18 protein-coding genes are annotated in these 12,877 nt (G+C 62.1%); 7 read left to right on the forward strand and 11 right to left on the reverse strand.

Features of this window, described 5'->3' with window-relative positions; all coding sequences use genetic code 11:
* The first annotated feature begins 6 nt into the window (after positions 1–6).
* The 6 genes from ACEN9F_RS19010 (at position 7) to ACEN9F_RS19035 (ending at position 5,487) form a co-directional block, all read left to right on the forward strand.
* On the forward strand, positions 7–477 hold the full coding sequence (locus ACEN9F_RS19010; protein WP_413422256.1) for a F0F1 ATP synthase subunit B: 471 nt from the start codon (positions 7–9) through the stop codon (positions 475–477).
* Between the two features lie 2 nt (positions 478–479).
* The gene (locus tag ACEN9F_RS19015) at positions 480–1,025 is read left to right on the forward strand and encodes a F0F1 ATP synthase subunit delta (RefSeq protein ID WP_413422258.1); all 546 of its coding nucleotides are present in this window, start codon (positions 480–482) and stop codon (positions 1,023–1,025) included.
* Positions 1,026–1,094: 69 nt separating this feature from the next.
* Positions 1,095–2,636, forward strand: a complete 1,542-nt coding sequence (atpA, locus tag ACEN9F_RS19020; RefSeq protein WP_413422259.1) for a F0F1 ATP synthase subunit alpha — start codon at positions 1,095–1,097, stop codon at positions 2,634–2,636.
* A 61-nt stretch (positions 2,637–2,697) separates the two neighbouring features.
* Entirely contained in the window at positions 2,698–3,573 is an 876-nt protein-coding gene (gene atpG, locus ACEN9F_RS19025) for a F0F1 ATP synthase subunit gamma (RefSeq protein ID WP_413422261.1), read from the forward strand.
* Between the two features lie 30 nt (positions 3,574–3,603).
* Entirely contained in the window at positions 3,604–5,004 is a 1,401-nt protein-coding gene (gene atpD / locus ACEN9F_RS19030) for a F0F1 ATP synthase subunit beta (RefSeq protein ID WP_413422263.1), read from the forward strand.
* A 60-nt stretch (positions 5,005–5,064) separates the two neighbouring features.
* Positions 5,065–5,487: a F0F1 ATP synthase subunit epsilon gene (locus tag ACEN9F_RS19035; protein WP_413422265.1), complete on the forward strand. Its 423-nt coding sequence runs from the start codon at positions 5,065–5,067 to the stop codon at positions 5,485–5,487.
* Between the two features lie 71 nt (positions 5,488–5,558).
* Here the strand turns inward: ACEN9F_RS19035 and ACEN9F_RS19040 are convergent, their stop codons facing one another.
* The 5 genes from ACEN9F_RS19040 to ACEN9F_RS19060 form a co-directional block, all read right to left on the reverse strand.
* Positions 5,559–5,882: a helix-turn-helix domain-containing protein gene (locus tag ACEN9F_RS19040; RefSeq protein ID WP_413422267.1), complete on the reverse strand. Its 324-nt coding sequence runs from the start codon at positions 5,880–5,882 to the stop codon at positions 5,559–5,561.
* Positions 5,869–6,177 (reverse strand): type II toxin-antitoxin system RelE/ParE family toxin, encoded by a 309-nt coding sequence (locus ACEN9F_RS19045; protein ID WP_413422269.1) that lies wholly within the window; start codon positions 6,175–6,177, stop codon positions 5,869–5,871. The genes ACEN9F_RS19040 and ACEN9F_RS19045 overlap by 14 nt, the downstream gene beginning before the upstream one ends.
* Before the next feature lie 105 nt (positions 6,178–6,282).
* The gene (rsgA, locus tag ACEN9F_RS19050) at positions 6,283–7,335 is read right to left on the reverse strand and encodes a ribosome small subunit-dependent GTPase A (protein WP_413422271.1); all 1,053 of its coding nucleotides are present in this window, start codon (positions 7,333–7,335) and stop codon (positions 6,283–6,285) included.
* Positions 7,336–7,567: 232 nt separating this feature from the next.
* Positions 7,568–8,416 (reverse strand): PhzF family phenazine biosynthesis protein, encoded by an 849-nt coding sequence (locus ACEN9F_RS19055; RefSeq protein WP_413422273.1) that lies wholly within the window; start codon positions 8,414–8,416, stop codon positions 7,568–7,570.
* Positions 8,413–9,213 (reverse strand): AraC family transcriptional regulator, encoded by an 801-nt coding sequence (locus ACEN9F_RS19060; protein WP_413422275.1) that lies wholly within the window; start codon positions 9,211–9,213, stop codon positions 8,413–8,415. The genes ACEN9F_RS19055 and ACEN9F_RS19060 overlap by 4 nt, the downstream gene beginning before the upstream one ends.
* Before the next feature lie 79 nt (positions 9,214–9,292).
* On the opposite strand from ACEN9F_RS19060, the gene ACEN9F_RS19065 reads away from it, so the two are divergent.
* Positions 9,293–9,919, forward strand: a complete 627-nt coding sequence (locus ACEN9F_RS19065; RefSeq protein ID WP_413422277.1) for a glutathione S-transferase family protein — start codon at positions 9,293–9,295, stop codon at positions 9,917–9,919.
* Between the two features lie 20 nt (positions 9,920–9,939).
* Here ACEN9F_RS19065 and ACEN9F_RS19070 read toward each other — a convergent pair whose 3' ends face one another.
* From ACEN9F_RS19070 to ACEN9F_RS19095, 6 genes are read right to left on the reverse strand one after another with little or no spacing between them, the layout of a single operon-like run.
* On the reverse strand, positions 9,940–10,227 hold the full coding sequence (locus ACEN9F_RS19070) for a hypothetical protein (RefSeq protein ID WP_413422279.1): 288 nt from the start codon (positions 10,225–10,227) through the stop codon (positions 9,940–9,942).
* On the reverse strand, positions 10,208–10,426 hold the full coding sequence (locus ACEN9F_RS19075; RefSeq protein WP_413422281.1) for a DUF433 domain-containing protein: 219 nt from the start codon (positions 10,424–10,426) through the stop codon (positions 10,208–10,210). Before ACEN9F_RS19075 ends, ACEN9F_RS19070 begins: the two co-directional genes overlap by 20 nt.
* A 40-nt stretch (positions 10,427–10,466) precedes the next feature.
* Positions 10,467–10,835 (reverse strand): VOC family protein, encoded by a 369-nt coding sequence (locus ACEN9F_RS19080; protein ID WP_413422283.1) that lies wholly within the window; start codon positions 10,833–10,835, stop codon positions 10,467–10,469.
* A 10-nt stretch (positions 10,836–10,845) separates the two neighbouring features.
* The gene (gene speD / locus ACEN9F_RS19085) at positions 10,846–11,235 is read right to left on the reverse strand and encodes an adenosylmethionine decarboxylase (RefSeq protein WP_413422285.1); all 390 of its coding nucleotides are present in this window, start codon (positions 11,233–11,235) and stop codon (positions 10,846–10,848) included.
* Complete coding sequence (locus ACEN9F_RS19090; protein ID WP_413422287.1) at positions 11,232–11,411, reverse strand: hypothetical protein; 180 nt, start codon at positions 11,409–11,411, stop codon at positions 11,232–11,234. The genes speD and ACEN9F_RS19090 overlap by 4 nt, the downstream gene beginning before the upstream one ends.
* Positions 11,408–12,877, reverse strand: a complete 1,470-nt coding sequence (locus tag ACEN9F_RS19095) for a DUF4178 domain-containing protein (protein ID WP_413422289.1) — start codon at positions 12,875–12,877, stop codon at positions 11,408–11,410. The genes ACEN9F_RS19090 and ACEN9F_RS19095 overlap by 4 nt, the downstream gene beginning before the upstream one ends.

Genomic DNA, 12,877 nt, shown 5'->3' on the forward strand with positions numbered 1-12,877 from the left:
AAAGGTATGGACATCAATATGTCTCTCATCGGCCAGATGATCACCTTCGCGGTGTTGGTCTGGGTCTCGATGAAGTTCGTATTTCCATCGCTGAACGCAGCGTTGGATGAGCGTGCCAAGCGTATCGCTGACGGTCTGGCTGCGGCCGACCAGGGCCAGCAAGCGATGGTCGTCGCTGAAAAGCGCGCCAGCGAAGCGCTGGCAGGTGCACGCGAAGAAGCTTCGCAACGCGTTGCCGACGCTGAAAAGCGCGCGCAACTGGTCGCGGAAGAAATCAAAGCGAATGCACAAGCCGAAGCGGACCGCATCATTGCGCAAGCCAAGGCCGACGCCGATCAGCAACTGTCGAAAGCGCGTGAAGCGCTGCGCGCTCAGGTGGCTGACCTGGCTGTGAAGGGCGCCGAGCAAATCCTCAAGCGCGAAGTCAACGCCTCGGCCCACGCCGATCTGTTGTCGCGCCTGGCTGTCGAGCTGTAATCATGGCAGAAAACGCAACCGTCGCCCGTCCCTACGCGGAAGCTTTGTTCCGCGTAGCCCAAGCAGGTAAGGAATCGTTCAACCTCGCGGCATGGGCCGAACTGGTGGCCGAACTGGCCCAGATCGGTGCCCATCCCGAGGTGCAAGCATTCGCCCGCAACCCGAAAGCGTCGGCCAGCGATATCACCGCCGCCATCACGGCCCTGGTGAAGTCGCCTTTGACCCCGGAAGCGAAAAACTTCCTGGCGATGCTGGTCGAAAACGGCCGCATCAGTCTGCTGCCGGAAATCGGCGCGCAATTCCAGGCGTTGAAAAACGCCGTGGAAGGTGCGGCAGACGCCGTGGTCACCAGCGCTTTCGACCTGAGCTCGGCTCAGGTGAGCGAGCTGGTCGCCACGCTGGAAAAGAAATTCGGCCGCAAGCTGAACCCGGTAGTGACCGTGGATCCAGCGTTGATCGGTGGCGTGCGCGTGGTGGTTGGCGATGAAGTGCTGGACACTTCGGTCCGCGCCAAGCTGCAGCAAATGCGTGTTGCACTGACCGCGTGATATCGCGGACCTGCTTAGAACAGATTCTTCCCCTCGCGCAAGCTGAGAGAAACACTTTTAGGAGTTAGTATGCAACTCAACCCATCTGAAATCAGCGAGCTGATCAAGAGCCGTATCGAAGGCCTTGATGGCGGCGCTGAAGTACGCAACCAAGGCACGGTTATTTCCGTCGCCGACGGTATCGTCCGCATCCACGGCCTGTCGGACGTGATGCAAGGCGAAATGCTGGAATTCCCTGGTAACACCTTTGGCCTGGCGATGAACCTGGAGCGTGACTCCGTCGGCGCCGTGATCCTGGGTGCTTACGAGCACATCTCGGAAGGCGACACGGTCAAAACCACCGGCCGCATCCTGGAAGTGCCGGTCGGTCCTGAACTGCGCGGCCGTGTGGTCAACGCGCTGGGCCAGCCGATCGACGGCAAAGGTCCTGTCGACGCCAAGCTGACCTCGCCGATCGAAAAGATCGCGCCAGGCGTGATCGCCCGCGAGTCCGTCTCGCAGCCGATGCAGACCGGTCTGAAATCGATCGACGCGATGGTACCGATTGGCCGTGGCCAGCGTGAGCTGATCATTGGCGACCGTCAAACTGGTAAGTCCGCCGTGGCGGTTGATGCGATCATCAACCAAAAAGGCCAGGGCATGACTTGCATCTACGTTGCAATCGGCCAAAAAGCATCGACCATCAAGAACATCGTCCGTTCGCTGGAAGCACACGGCGCGCTGGAGTACACCATCGTCGTCGCCGCCACCGCGTCGGAATCGGCAGCGATGCAGTACATCTCGGCGTACTCGGGCTGCACCATGGGCGAATACTTCCGCGATCGCGGTGAAGACGCCCTGATCGTCTACGATGACCTGTCGAAGCAAGCAGTTGCCTACCGTCAGATCTCGCTGCTGCTGCGCCGCCCACCAGGCCGCGAAGCGTATCCAGGCGACGTGTTCTACCTGCACAGCCGCCTGCTGGAACGCGCAGCGCGCGTGAACGCCGACTACGTGTCGGCCTTCACCAACGGCGCCGTCACCGGCAAGACCGGTTCGCTGACCGCGCTGCCGATCATCGAAACCCAGGCGGGCGACGTGTCGGCCTTCGTGCCGACCAACGTGATTTCGATTACCGACGGCCAGATCTTCCTGGAAACCTCGCTGTTCAACTCGGGCATCCGTCCTGCGATCAACGCCGGTATCTCGGTGTCGCGCGTCGGTGGCGCCGCTCAGACCAAGGTCATCAAAAACCTGTCCGGCGGTATCCGTACCGACTTGGCGCAGTACCGTGAGCTGGCTGCGTTCGCGCAGTTCGCTTCCGACCTGGACGAGTCGACCCGCAAGCAGCTGGACCGCGGCGCCCGCGTGACCGAACTGCTGAAGCAGGCTCAGTACTCGCCGCTGTCGATCTCCCTGATGGCCGCGTCGCTGTTCGCAGTGAACAAGGGCTTCCTGGATGATGTGCCAGTCAAGAAGGTACTGCCGTTCGAAGCCGGCCTGCACGCCTACCTGAAGACCAAGCAAGCTGACCTGCTGTCCAAGATTGAATCGTCGAAGCAACTGGACAAGGATGGCGAAGCTGCGCTGTCGGCGGCCGTTGCGGACTTCAAGAAATCCGGCGCATTTTAAGCACACCGGCGACCGGGGCTGCGGCCCGGGGTCGCCTTCCGCGCAGAAGGAGTAAGGACTCATGGCAGCAGGCAAAGAGATACGTGGCAAGATCAAGAGCGTAGAAAATACGAAGAAGATCACCAAGGCGATGGAAATGGTCGCCGCATCGAAAATGCGCAAAGCGCAGGATCGCATGCGCGCCGCCCGTCCCTACAGTGAGAAGATTCGCAATATCGCCGCTAATCTGGCTACCGCAAATCCGGAATACACGCACCCGTTCCTGGCAACAGAGCAAAAGGACACGGCAAAGGCTACTGGCTTCATCATCGTCACCACCGACAAAGGTCTGTGCGGCGGCATGAACACCAATATCCTGCGCATGGTGACGTCGAAAACCCGTGAGCTGGAAACAGCCGGCAACAAGATCGCCGCGGTAGCTATCGGTAACAAAGGTTTGGGGTTTTTGAATCGCGTAGGCGTCCCTGTCGTTGCGCAAGTAACGCAGATCGGCGACACGCCGCACCTGGAAAAGCTGATCGGACCGGTCAAGGTCATGTTGGAAAAGTTCCAGAACGGTGAAGTCGACGCAGTCTACCTGTGCTACACCAAGTTTATCAACACGATGAAGCAAGAGCCGGTAGTGGAGCAACTGTTGCCACTGCCAGCCGCGAAGACGCAGGCCGACGCGGGTAATCACAACTGGGATTACATCTACGAGCCGGATGCCGCGACCGTGATTGATGAGCTGCTGGAGCGCTATGTAGAAGCGCTGGTGTACCAGTCGGTGGCGGAAAACCTGGCGTCCGAGCAATCGGCGCGTATGGTGGCGATGAAGTCGGCAAGCGACAACGCCGGCAGTGTGATCGGCGAGTTGAAGCTGATCTACAACAAGACCCGCCAAGCTGCGATTACCAAAGAACTCTCCGAAATCGTCGCCGGTGCGGCTGCGGTTTAAACGAATTTAACTATATTTGAAGGAACGAACATGGCTGATGGCAAAATCGTTCAGTGTATCGGCGCTGTGGTGGACGTTGAGTTTCCACGCAACGCGATGCCTAAGGTATTCGATGCCTTGAAAATGGAAGGCTCCGAGCTGACCCTGGAAGTACAACAACAGCTGGGCGACGGCGTAGTCCGTACCATTGCTCTGGGTTCGTCCGACGGCCTGCGCCGCGGCATGATGATCCAGAACACCGGCAAGCCGATCATGGTGCCAGTGGGTAAAGCTACCCTGGGTCGCATCATGGACGTGCTGGGCAACCCGATCGACGAATGCGGCCCGGTCGCGCACGACCAGATCGCCTCGATCCACCGCACGCCTCCTGCATACGACGAACTGTCGCCGTCGCAGGACCTGCTGGAAACCGGCATCAAAGTGATTGACCTGGTCTGCCCGTTCGCAAAAGGCGGCAAGGTCGGTCTGTTCGGTGGCGCGGGTGTGGGCAAGACCGTGAACATGATGGAACTGATCAACAACATCGCCAAGGCGCACTCGGGTCTGTCCGTGTTCGCCGGCGTGGGCGAGCGTACCCGCGAAGGTAACGACTTCTACCACGAGATGGCCGATGCCAAGGTGGTCGATCTGGAAAACCCAGAGAACTCCAAAGTGGCGATGGTCTACGGTCAGATGAATGAACCACCTGGCAACCGTCTGCGCGTCGCGCTGACCGGCCTGACCATGGCGGAAGCGTTCCGTGACGAAGGCAAGGACGTTCTGTTCTTCGTCGACAACATCTACCGCTTCACGCTGGCCGGTACCGAAGTATCCGCACTGCTGGGCCGTATGCCTTCCGCAGTGGGTTACCAGCCTACCCTGGCCGAAGAAATGGGCCGTCTGCAAGAGCGCATCACCTCGACCAAGACCGGTTCGATCACCTCGATCCAGGCCGTCTACGTTCCAGCGGATGACTTGACCGACCCATCGCCAGCGACCACCTTCGGTCACCTGGATTCGACCGTCGTTCTGTCGCGTGACATCGCCTCGCTGGGTATCTACCCTGCGGTGGACCCACTGGATTCGACCTCGCGTCAGCTGGATCCGCTGGTCGTCGGCCAGGATCACTACGACACCGCACGCGCCGTCCAGGGCACCCTGCAGCGCTACAAGGAACTGCGCGACATTATCGCGATTCTGGGCATGGACGAACTGGCGCCGGAAGACAAGCTGCTGGTGGCACGCGCACGTAAGATGCAGCGTTTCCTGTCGCAGCCGTTCCACGTTGCTGAAGTATTCACCGGCGCGCCTGGTAAATACGTTTCGCTGAAAGATACGATCAAGGGCTTCAAAATGATCGCTTCCGGCGAACTCGACCACCTGCCGGAACAAGCGTTCTACATGGTAGGCACGATCGAAGAAGCAATCGAAAAAGCCAAGAAGCTCAACTAATCGTTGAGTTTCGAGCGCGGCCCCGGGTGAGGGGGGCCGCATCACACCGACAGGACACACATGGCAAACACTATTCACGTTGACGTGGTTTCCGCCGAGGAGTTGATCTACTCGGGCGAAGCCGAATTCGTCGCGTTGCCGGGCGAGCAGGGCGAGCTGGGGATCTACCCTAAGCACACGCCGCTGATCACCCGCATCCGTCCGGGCGCGGTGCGCATCCAGGTACCAGGTCAAGCTGAGGAAGAATTTGTCTTCGTCGCCGGCGGCCTGCTGGAAGTGCAGCCGGGCGCCGTGACGGTGCTGGCGGATACCGCGATTCGCGGCAAGGATCTGGACGAAGCCAAAGCAACGGCGGCCAAGAGACGCGCCGAAGAAGCGCTGGCGAACAACACCTCCGGTATCGACTACGCGAAAGCGCAGGCCGAACTGGCAGCGGCCATCGGCCAGCTGGCGGCGATCGCCAAACTCCGCGCCAAGCACTAAGCAGCGCGTCAGCAGCACAGCAAAAAGGCAGCCTCGGCTGCCTTTTTTATTTGCCCTTCCGCTAGCAAGTGCTACGGATTTTTTGCCGCGACGGCAATCAACGCCTCTGGATTGCTGAGAGCGATAGCGATCAATGTGCGAACCGCACCGATCGGTTGCTTGCGGTCTTGCTCCCAGCTTTCCAACGTCAGCGTGGAAATGCCTAGTAACGCGGCAAATTGCTGCCGTGTCAGTCCAGTATTTTCCCGCGCGGCGATCAGTGGTGAATAGACTACTTGCCCCAACCCCGCTCTCATTTCATTGCCTGCTTGCAGCAAATCATCTGCCAAGTTGCAAGTCGCTTCAAAGGCCTCAATTTCCTCGTCGTTCAGAGGTAATTTTCTATTCGTAGACACGGCGAATTTCCTTGAGTTTGGCAGCGGAAAGATTGGTTGTTTCCGCTTTGGCATAAAGCGTCAGCAAAATCACTTCGCCTGCGGCGTTGCGCGTAAAGTAAATGACTCTTACCCCGCCTGACTTGCCGGAGCCTGCACGGCCCCAGCGGACTTTGCGTATCCCACCGGTTGCTGGCACCACGTCCCCTGCATTTGGATTTGAGGAGATAAATGCGGCGAATACCCCACGCTCTTCCTCGCTCCAGTACAGAGGCCAGCGGCTTTGAAATAATGGCGTTTCGACGACGGTAAACATGAAATGACGTTACCTGGATTGAGTATAGTCGATTTGATGCGGTGTCAAATATTCGCTATGTTTCGGCGGCGTGCAAGACCACGGTCAGGACGGCGTTCTCAGATCTTATCGCCGGCCGGTTTTGTCCTTCGAGCGGGCGGTGGCGGCGCGTTGCATGACTTTCCATTTTGCGACTTCGGCGATGCGGTCCAGCGGGGTTTGCTGGCTGCGGCGGGCTTCGCGTATGAGCTTGTGGTAGTTCTGCAGGCGGTCTTCATCGACCGCGCCGCGCACCGCGCAGCCGGGTTCGCCGGCATGGCGGCAGTCGCGGAACTGGCATTGCGCCGCCAGCGCGTCGATGTCGTCGAAGGCGGCCGTCAAGCTGGCTTCGTCGGCGTCGGGCTGCCAGCTGCGCAGGCCGGGCGTGTCGATGATGCAGGCGCCGCCGGGACATGGATGCAGCGAGCGCGAGGTCGTCGTGTGCCGGCCGCGGCCATCCCCTTTGCGCACGCCGCCGGTCTGTTGGCCGGCCTGCGTCAGCGTGTTGGTCAGCGAGGACTTGCCGGCGCCCGAGGAGCCCAGCAACACCAGCGTCTGCCCGGCGCCCAGCCACGGCGACAGTTGCGCGGCCGCGTCCTCGCCGAGCGTGTTCACGGCCAACAGCGGAATGCTGGCGGGCAGCCGCTGCCGCAGCAGCGCCATGCGCGCCGCCACATCGTCGCCGATGTCGGCCTTGCTCAGCACTACCACTGGATCCACGCCGGCCGTCTTCACGATGGCGAGGTAGCGTTCCAGCCGGCGCGGATTGAAGTCGTGGTCCAGCCCCATCACCAGCAGGGCGGTGTCGACATTGCTGACCAGGCTGTGATGCCGGCCGTCGTTGCCGCGCCGGGCGATGTGCGTGATGGGCGGCAGCAAGGCGCTGAGCCAACGCTCGTCATGCGCCTGCGTGGTGCTGAGCACCCAGTCGCCGACGGCCAGCGCTTCGCCATGCAGCGCCGGCAGCGCGCGGGCGCGGAATTCGGCGCGGCCGTCGTGGACGGTGAGCCAGTCGCGCTGGATTTCCGTGATGCGCACCAGCTGGGCGGTTGCGGGTGCGTCGTGCAACAGGTGAAGCTGGCTGGCGATAGCTTGTGTCAGGCCGATAAGGCGCAGCGATTCAAAATCGATCTCGATCATGGTGTGGTGTGTCCTGGTTCCGGTAAGGCGAGCGATGCCCTTCGCGACAAGGCGATGGGCGGCGAATACGGGAAGTCAGCTGCGCGAGGACGCGCGGATCAACACACTACAGAGGGAGTCCCGACGTGATCAGGCAGCCGACAGGAGGGCAATGTCTACTTGGCGCATTTTTTATTCTCCTGTGGATGATGGGGACGGCCAGTGTCTCACCGGCCGGGCTTGCCGTCAATGGTCAGCCTTTCATTGTGCCGTCGATAACGGTGACCACGTTTCCGCCTATCCACGGTTCGCCGTCGACGTAGGTGACGGCGACGCGGCCATCGCGCCCCAGCGCCGTGCCTTGGCGCGCGGTGTAGTTCAGGCCGGACGGCAGCAGGCGCGCGATGCAGGCGTTGGCGCTGCCGGTGACCGGGTCTTCAATCTGTATGCCGTTTTCCAGGAACAGCGCCCGCACCTCGTAGTCCGCAGGCCCGCCAGCCGGATGCGGGCCGTAAACCGCGACGCCATTGCTGGCGGTGCGTTTCATCAGCTCGTCCAGCGCGGCGGCGTTCGGCGACAGCGCCAGGCAGTCGGCCGCCGTCGCCAGCCGCACCACCAGCCAGCAGATGCCCATGTTGACCACGACCGGCGGCTGGCCTTCCGCCAGCGCATCCGATCCCAGCGTGGCGCGCAACAGTGGCAGCAGATCCGTGTCCAGCGCGTCGAGCTTGGCTTGCGGCGCGCGAAACGCCAGGCCGCCGTTGTCGGCGACGCGCACCGGCACCAGGCCGACGCCGCATTCCTGTATCAGCACGCCGGGCGTTTTCGGCCGCAGGCCCGCCTCCAGCAGCGCGTGCGCGGTGCCCAGCGTCGGATGGCCGGCAAACGGGAATTCCTCCTGGGTCGTGAAGATGCGCACGCGGTAATCGGCGGCGGGATCGGTGGCCGGCAGCACGAAGGTGGTCTCGGACAAATTGGTCCAGCGGGCGATGGCTTGCATCTGCGCGTCGCCGAGTCCTTCGGCGTCGAGGATCACGGCCAGCGGATTGCCTTTGAACGGGACGGTGGTGAAGACGTCCACCTGTTTGAAACGACGGCTCATGCATGCTCCTTGCAACTGCGGCGGTAATCGGCCGGCGGCTTGCCGACCAGTTTTTCAAAATCGGTGGTGAAGTGGGATTGGTCGTAATAGCCCAATGCCTGCGCCAGGCTGGCGAGGTCGACATCGCTGCCGTGCGACAGCTGGTCGGCCGCGTCGAGCAGGCGGTTGCGGCGTATCACCCATTTGGGCGTGGCGCCCACGTATTCCTTGAACAGGATCTGCAGCCGCCGCACGCCGATGCCGGTGTGGTCGGCCAGCTGTTGCACCTGGGTGAGGTCGGGATGCTGCTGGATGGTCTGCAGGATGCCGGCGATGCGTTCGGTTTCCGGATCCGGCGCCGGCAGCGCTGTGCGCAACAGGGCGCTGGCGGCGGCCACCATGCCGGCGTCGTCCGGCGCCGACATCACGCTGCGCTCGGCGGCCTCGTCGTCGCAGTCGAACAGCTGCGACAGCTTCAGTTCCTGGTCCGTGATCGATTGCACCGGCTGCTTGAGGAAGCCGCGAAACGCGCCGGGCCGGAAGCGCACGCCAAGCACGCGGCCGCTGTTTTTCAGCGTATATTCAAACGAGCCCGTCATCACCCCGAAGACCGCCGTGCGGCCGGTGTCGAACACCAGGTGGATGCAGGGCGAGGGCAGGGTGCGCTGCACGTGCGTGACGCCGTCCGGCAAGGTCCATGCGACCAGCCAGAAGTATTCGATGAACGGCGCCAGGTCCGCTTCCGGCAGGTAGCGCTCCAGGCGGAACACCTTGCCGACAGCCTCGGGATTGACCACGCCTTTGTAACGGTCCGTCATATCGTGTTCGCGTTTTTACAAGACCCTCATCATAGCAAGAGTTATCTTGGCCTTTCTTCACCACTGACAGGAGAAACACATGACACCGCAACTGACGCTGTACCACTGCCCGTATTCCCGTTCCACCGGCGTGATGACTTTGCTGGAAGAATTGCATGCGCCCTACGAGCTGCACGTGATGAACATGAAGAAGGGCGAGAACCGCGAAGCCGCCTACCTGGCCGTCAACCCGATGGGCAAGGTGCCGGCCGTCCGCCACGGCGACGCCATCATCACCGAGCAGGTGGCGATCTATTTGTACCTGGCCGACCTGTTCCCGGATGCCGAGCTGGCGCCGCCGCTGGGCGACCCGGAGCGCGGCCCGTATCTGCGCTGGATGGCGTTCTACGGCAGCTGCTTCGAGCCGGCCATCATCGATCAATGGATGAAGCGCGAGCCGGCCGATAAAACCGCCTGCGGCTACGGCACCTTCGATGAAATGTTCAGCACCATGATGTCGCAGTTGTCCAAAGGCCCGTATCTGCTCGGCGAGAAGTTCACGGCGGTGGATGTGCTGTGGGGCGCATCGCTGGGCTGGATGAGCGCTTTCGATCTGCTACCCAAGCGCCAGGAAATCGCCGACTACGTCGCCCGCGTCCAAGGCCGCCCGGCCGCCGTCGCCGCGCAGGAAAAAGATGGGGCGCTGGCCGCCGCGCAGGCAGCATAAGCATGTTGATTTCCATGCGACTAGAGCTTTAGTTCGATCAACGTGCGCTGTTGGAGCGTAGCCAAGGCCGCAAGTAACTTGGGAGCGAGTTTTTGAAAAGAGGGTAGCAGGCCGTCGGGTGTGGCGAGCACGACGACTGCTAGCGGCAGGGTCTGAGGGTTTTGCTGATACTGGATATTTCTATCGGCAGTAATCATGACATCGAAACTACTTGCCGCCAGTTTCAACAGCTTTCCATTTTTAGTGCCAGCCCCATGCTGGGCAGCGAAGATCCTTGGCATCGACTCATCAAGCAGGATGCGCATCATTGATGACCAATTGTTCTGCCGTATTTAACGCCGCCATCGCGAGGTTTTTGGAGACGGAAGGGTACTGGTCCAGAAATGCTTCTATGGATGCTCCTGCTCGCAAATAATCGAACATAAAGGATACGGGCACACGGGTCCCAATGAACACAGGTGTGCCGCCCATGATGTCGGGGTCGCTGTGGATAACTTTCTTTTCCATATGGCCTCCTGCTCAAAGCCATAGTACTCCTGATGAAAAATCAGCGCTTTTCTTCCATCAAGGCCAGCAGGTGGCCGTCCGGGTCGCGGAAGAAGGCCATCCATAGTTCGTGGTCGGGCATCTTGGCGACCAGGTGGGCGTCGCGCTCGAAGGTGACGCCTTTTGCTTGCAGGGCAGCCGCTTCGGCTTCGATCTGGGTGACCTTGAAGTAGTGGCAGACGCTGGCGCCGGTTTCGACCGGCGCCTTGGCCGAGCCGTCCAGCATCAGGCGGACGCCGCCGCAGTCGAAAAACACCAACTCGCCGTAGCGGAACAGTTTGGGCAAGCCAAGTTTGTCGCCATAGAACCGCTCCGAGCGGTCGGCGTTGGAAATGGTCAGGGCAATCTGGCCCAGGCTGGACAGTGCCATCGTCGTCTCCTCAAGGCGGCCCGCGCCGCGCGGTGTGAATATGGCTGGCTTCAGGCTGCAAGGCACTTTTGATGAGAGTGAGTGCTAGCTCCGGCTGGGCGCTGCCGCACATGAAGATGTCGGCGGCGGCAAAGCCGCATTCGGGCCAGGTATGGATGGTGATGTGCGATTCGGCCAGCAGCACCACGCCGGTCACGCCCAGGCCTTCGCCGAAACCATGGAAGTGGCTGAACAGCACGCGCGCGTGCGCGGCTTCGGCGGCGGCACGCAGCAGGCTTTCCAGCGCGGCGCAGCTGCTCAATTTTTCGGCAGCGATGCCGCTCAGGTCGGCCAGCACGTGGGTGCCGGACGGCGCGTGAACGATCGGCGACGTCCCCGCCGGCAGCGCTTCGCGCTTCACTTGTGGCCTCCGCCGCCGGAACCGCCGCCCCAGCTGCCGCCGCCACCGCCGGTGTGCGAACTCCAGCTGCTGCCGGTGTAGGACCTGCCGCCGCTACCGCCGCCGAGCATGCGCGTCCAGCTGCTGCCGGCCGTGACCACGGTGACGATGATGGCGTAGATGAAGAATTTACTCATGATTTGTCGTTACTATCCAGGAAGATCGCCGGCAGGTAGATCGCCAGCGCGCCGACGGCGCTGAGGAACCAGGTGCCGGAGAAGTTCGTCAGCAAGGGGATCGCGTTCAGCGCAAGCATGAACCAGATGAGGTACTTGGCGGTGCTGCGATAGCGGTTGTTGGCGAACGGCTTGGCCCGGGACGGCGACTTCACGCGGCCCTTGAAGGCGGCGCCAAACCACAAAGCAAGCTGGTCGGCCGATATGGGCGAGGAGCGCGACCATGTCATCTCCTGCTCGCTGGTCTCGGATGCGAGGCGCAACTGGCCGGCCGAGAATTCCTCGACCCGCGTTTTGTCGCCGACCGCCACGCGCCAGTTGAAGGCGCCGGCGGCAAAGGTCACCACCGCGCCGTAATCGTACAGGCGGTTAAACTGCACCTTATCCACAGTCACCCTGTCGGCGCCGGGGGCGTACCAGACCGGCCACTCGGAAATCACATTGGCGCCGGACCAGCCTTCGTCCGTTTCGACCAGCCATGAGAAGCCGGCGCGGGTGCCGTACATCAGGTACTCGGTCCACTGCGCGCCTTCGTCGTCGGCGCGCCGCATCATGCCGATGATGGTGAAGTCCTGGTTATTGATCTTGGCGCTGGCGCCCAGCGGCAGCGAGGTTTCATAGCGCGTGACGCGCTCGCCCGCCGCCAGCACCTGCGCTTCCGGGCTGGACGCGTCGATCCGCGTCTGGCACGCCGGGCACACCAGGTTGGCGGTCACGCCGGGCAGGTATTGGATGCCGCTGCCGCAGGAAGGGCAATCGAGCGCATCGAGCTTGCCGCGATAGCGGCCGGCCGCGCGCTGGATGGTGTCGTCGTCGCGCAGCAGCTGGCACTGCATGCTGTCGAGCGTGACGGCCAGGCCGGTGTAGACCACCGGACGCGGGCCGTCGGAATAATCGAGCGTGATGAATTCGACGCCGCGCCGGAAGTCCGCCACCCTGGCCTGGTAGCCGTCGCCGACCTTGAACGGCAGTTCGCCCTGGCCGCCGATGCAATCGGCGACGCGGATCTCGGCCGCCGTGTAGGGCGCGCCGTTGATCGCGTAGTTCCGGCCCGGCAGCAGCTGCTCGAACGCCGGCAATTCGCCGTCGCCCTTGAATTCCGCCGTGATGGTGTACATGCCGGACGAATCGCCCAGCCATGACGTCTTGCCGTCGTCGAACAGCAGGTACCACTCGTTCCACATGCCCGCCGAGTAGCGCAGCTGGATGCGGCCGACCACCGTGAACTGCCGTCCGCCCAGCACGCCGGACGTGCCGATCTGGACCGGCGAGTAGTCCTCCAGCACGGACGACATCTTGCCCAGGTCCTTGACCGAGTCGGCGTCCTTGAGCACGCGCGTGCTGCAATACTCGCAGACGGCCATGACCGAGGCGTGCGAGCGGAATTTGACTTCCGCGCCGCAGCTGGGACAGGAAACGATTTGCAT

It is taken from the genome of Duganella sp. CT11-25, from assembly GCF_047302815.1.
GTDB lineage: Bacteria > Pseudomonadota > Gammaproteobacteria > Burkholderiales > Burkholderiaceae_D > Rugamonas.

Bases quoted from the DNA above. Each gene is read 5' to 3' on its own strand.
- ACEN9F_RS19035 (WP_413422265.1), top strand. From the start codon at position 5,065: ATGGCAAACACTATTCACGTTGACGTGGTTTCCGCCGAGGAGTTGATC.
- ACEN9F_RS19090 (WP_413422287.1), bottom strand. From the start codon at position 11,411: ATGAGTAAATTCTTCATCTACGCCATCATCGTCACCGTGGTCACGGCC.
- ACEN9F_RS19060 (WP_413422275.1), bottom strand. From the start codon at position 9,213: ATGACGGACCGTTACAAAGGCGTGGTCAATCCCGAGGCTGTCGGCAAG.
- ACEN9F_RS19065 (WP_413422277.1), top strand. From the start codon at position 9,293: ATGACACCGCAACTGACGCTGTACCACTGCCCGTATTCCCGTTCCACC.
- ACEN9F_RS19010 (WP_413422256.1), top strand. From the start codon at position 7: ATGGACATCAATATGTCTCTCATCGGCCAGATGATCACCTTCGCGGTG.
- rsgA (WP_413422271.1), bottom strand. From the start codon at position 7,335: ATGATCGAGATCGATTTTGAATCGCTGCGCCTTATCGGCCTGACACAA.
- ACEN9F_RS19015 (WP_413422258.1), top strand. From the start codon at position 480: ATGGCAGAAAACGCAACCGTCGCCCGTCCCTACGCGGAAGCTTTGTTC.
- ACEN9F_RS19095 (WP_413422289.1), bottom strand. From the start codon at position 12,877: ATGCAAATCGTTTCCTGTCCCAGCTGCGGCGCGGAAGTCAAATTCCGC.
- ACEN9F_RS19070 (WP_413422279.1), bottom strand. From the start codon at position 10,227: ATGATGCGCATCCTGCTTGATGAGTCGATGCCAAGGATCTTCGCTGCC.
- ACEN9F_RS19075 (WP_413422281.1), bottom strand. From the start codon at position 10,426: ATGGAAAAGAAAGTTATCCACAGCGACCCCGACATCATGGGCGGCACA.
- ACEN9F_RS19045 (WP_413422269.1), bottom strand. From the start codon at position 6,177: ATGTTTACCGTCGTCGAAACGCCATTATTTCAAAGCCGCTGGCCTCTG.
- ACEN9F_RS19080 (WP_413422283.1), bottom strand. From the start codon at position 10,835: ATGGCACTGTCCAGCCTGGGCCAGATTGCCCTGACCATTTCCAACGCC.
- atpD (WP_413422263.1), top strand. From the start codon at position 3,604: ATGGCTGATGGCAAAATCGTTCAGTGTATCGGCGCTGTGGTGGACGTT.
- atpG (WP_413422261.1), top strand. From the start codon at position 2,698: ATGGCAGCAGGCAAAGAGATACGTGGCAAGATCAAGAGCGTAGAAAAT.
- ACEN9F_RS19055 (WP_413422273.1), bottom strand. From the start codon at position 8,416: ATGAGCCGTCGTTTCAAACAGGTGGACGTCTTCACCACCGTCCCGTTC.
- atpA (WP_413422259.1), top strand. From the start codon at position 1,095: ATGCAACTCAACCCATCTGAAATCAGCGAGCTGATCAAGAGCCGTATC.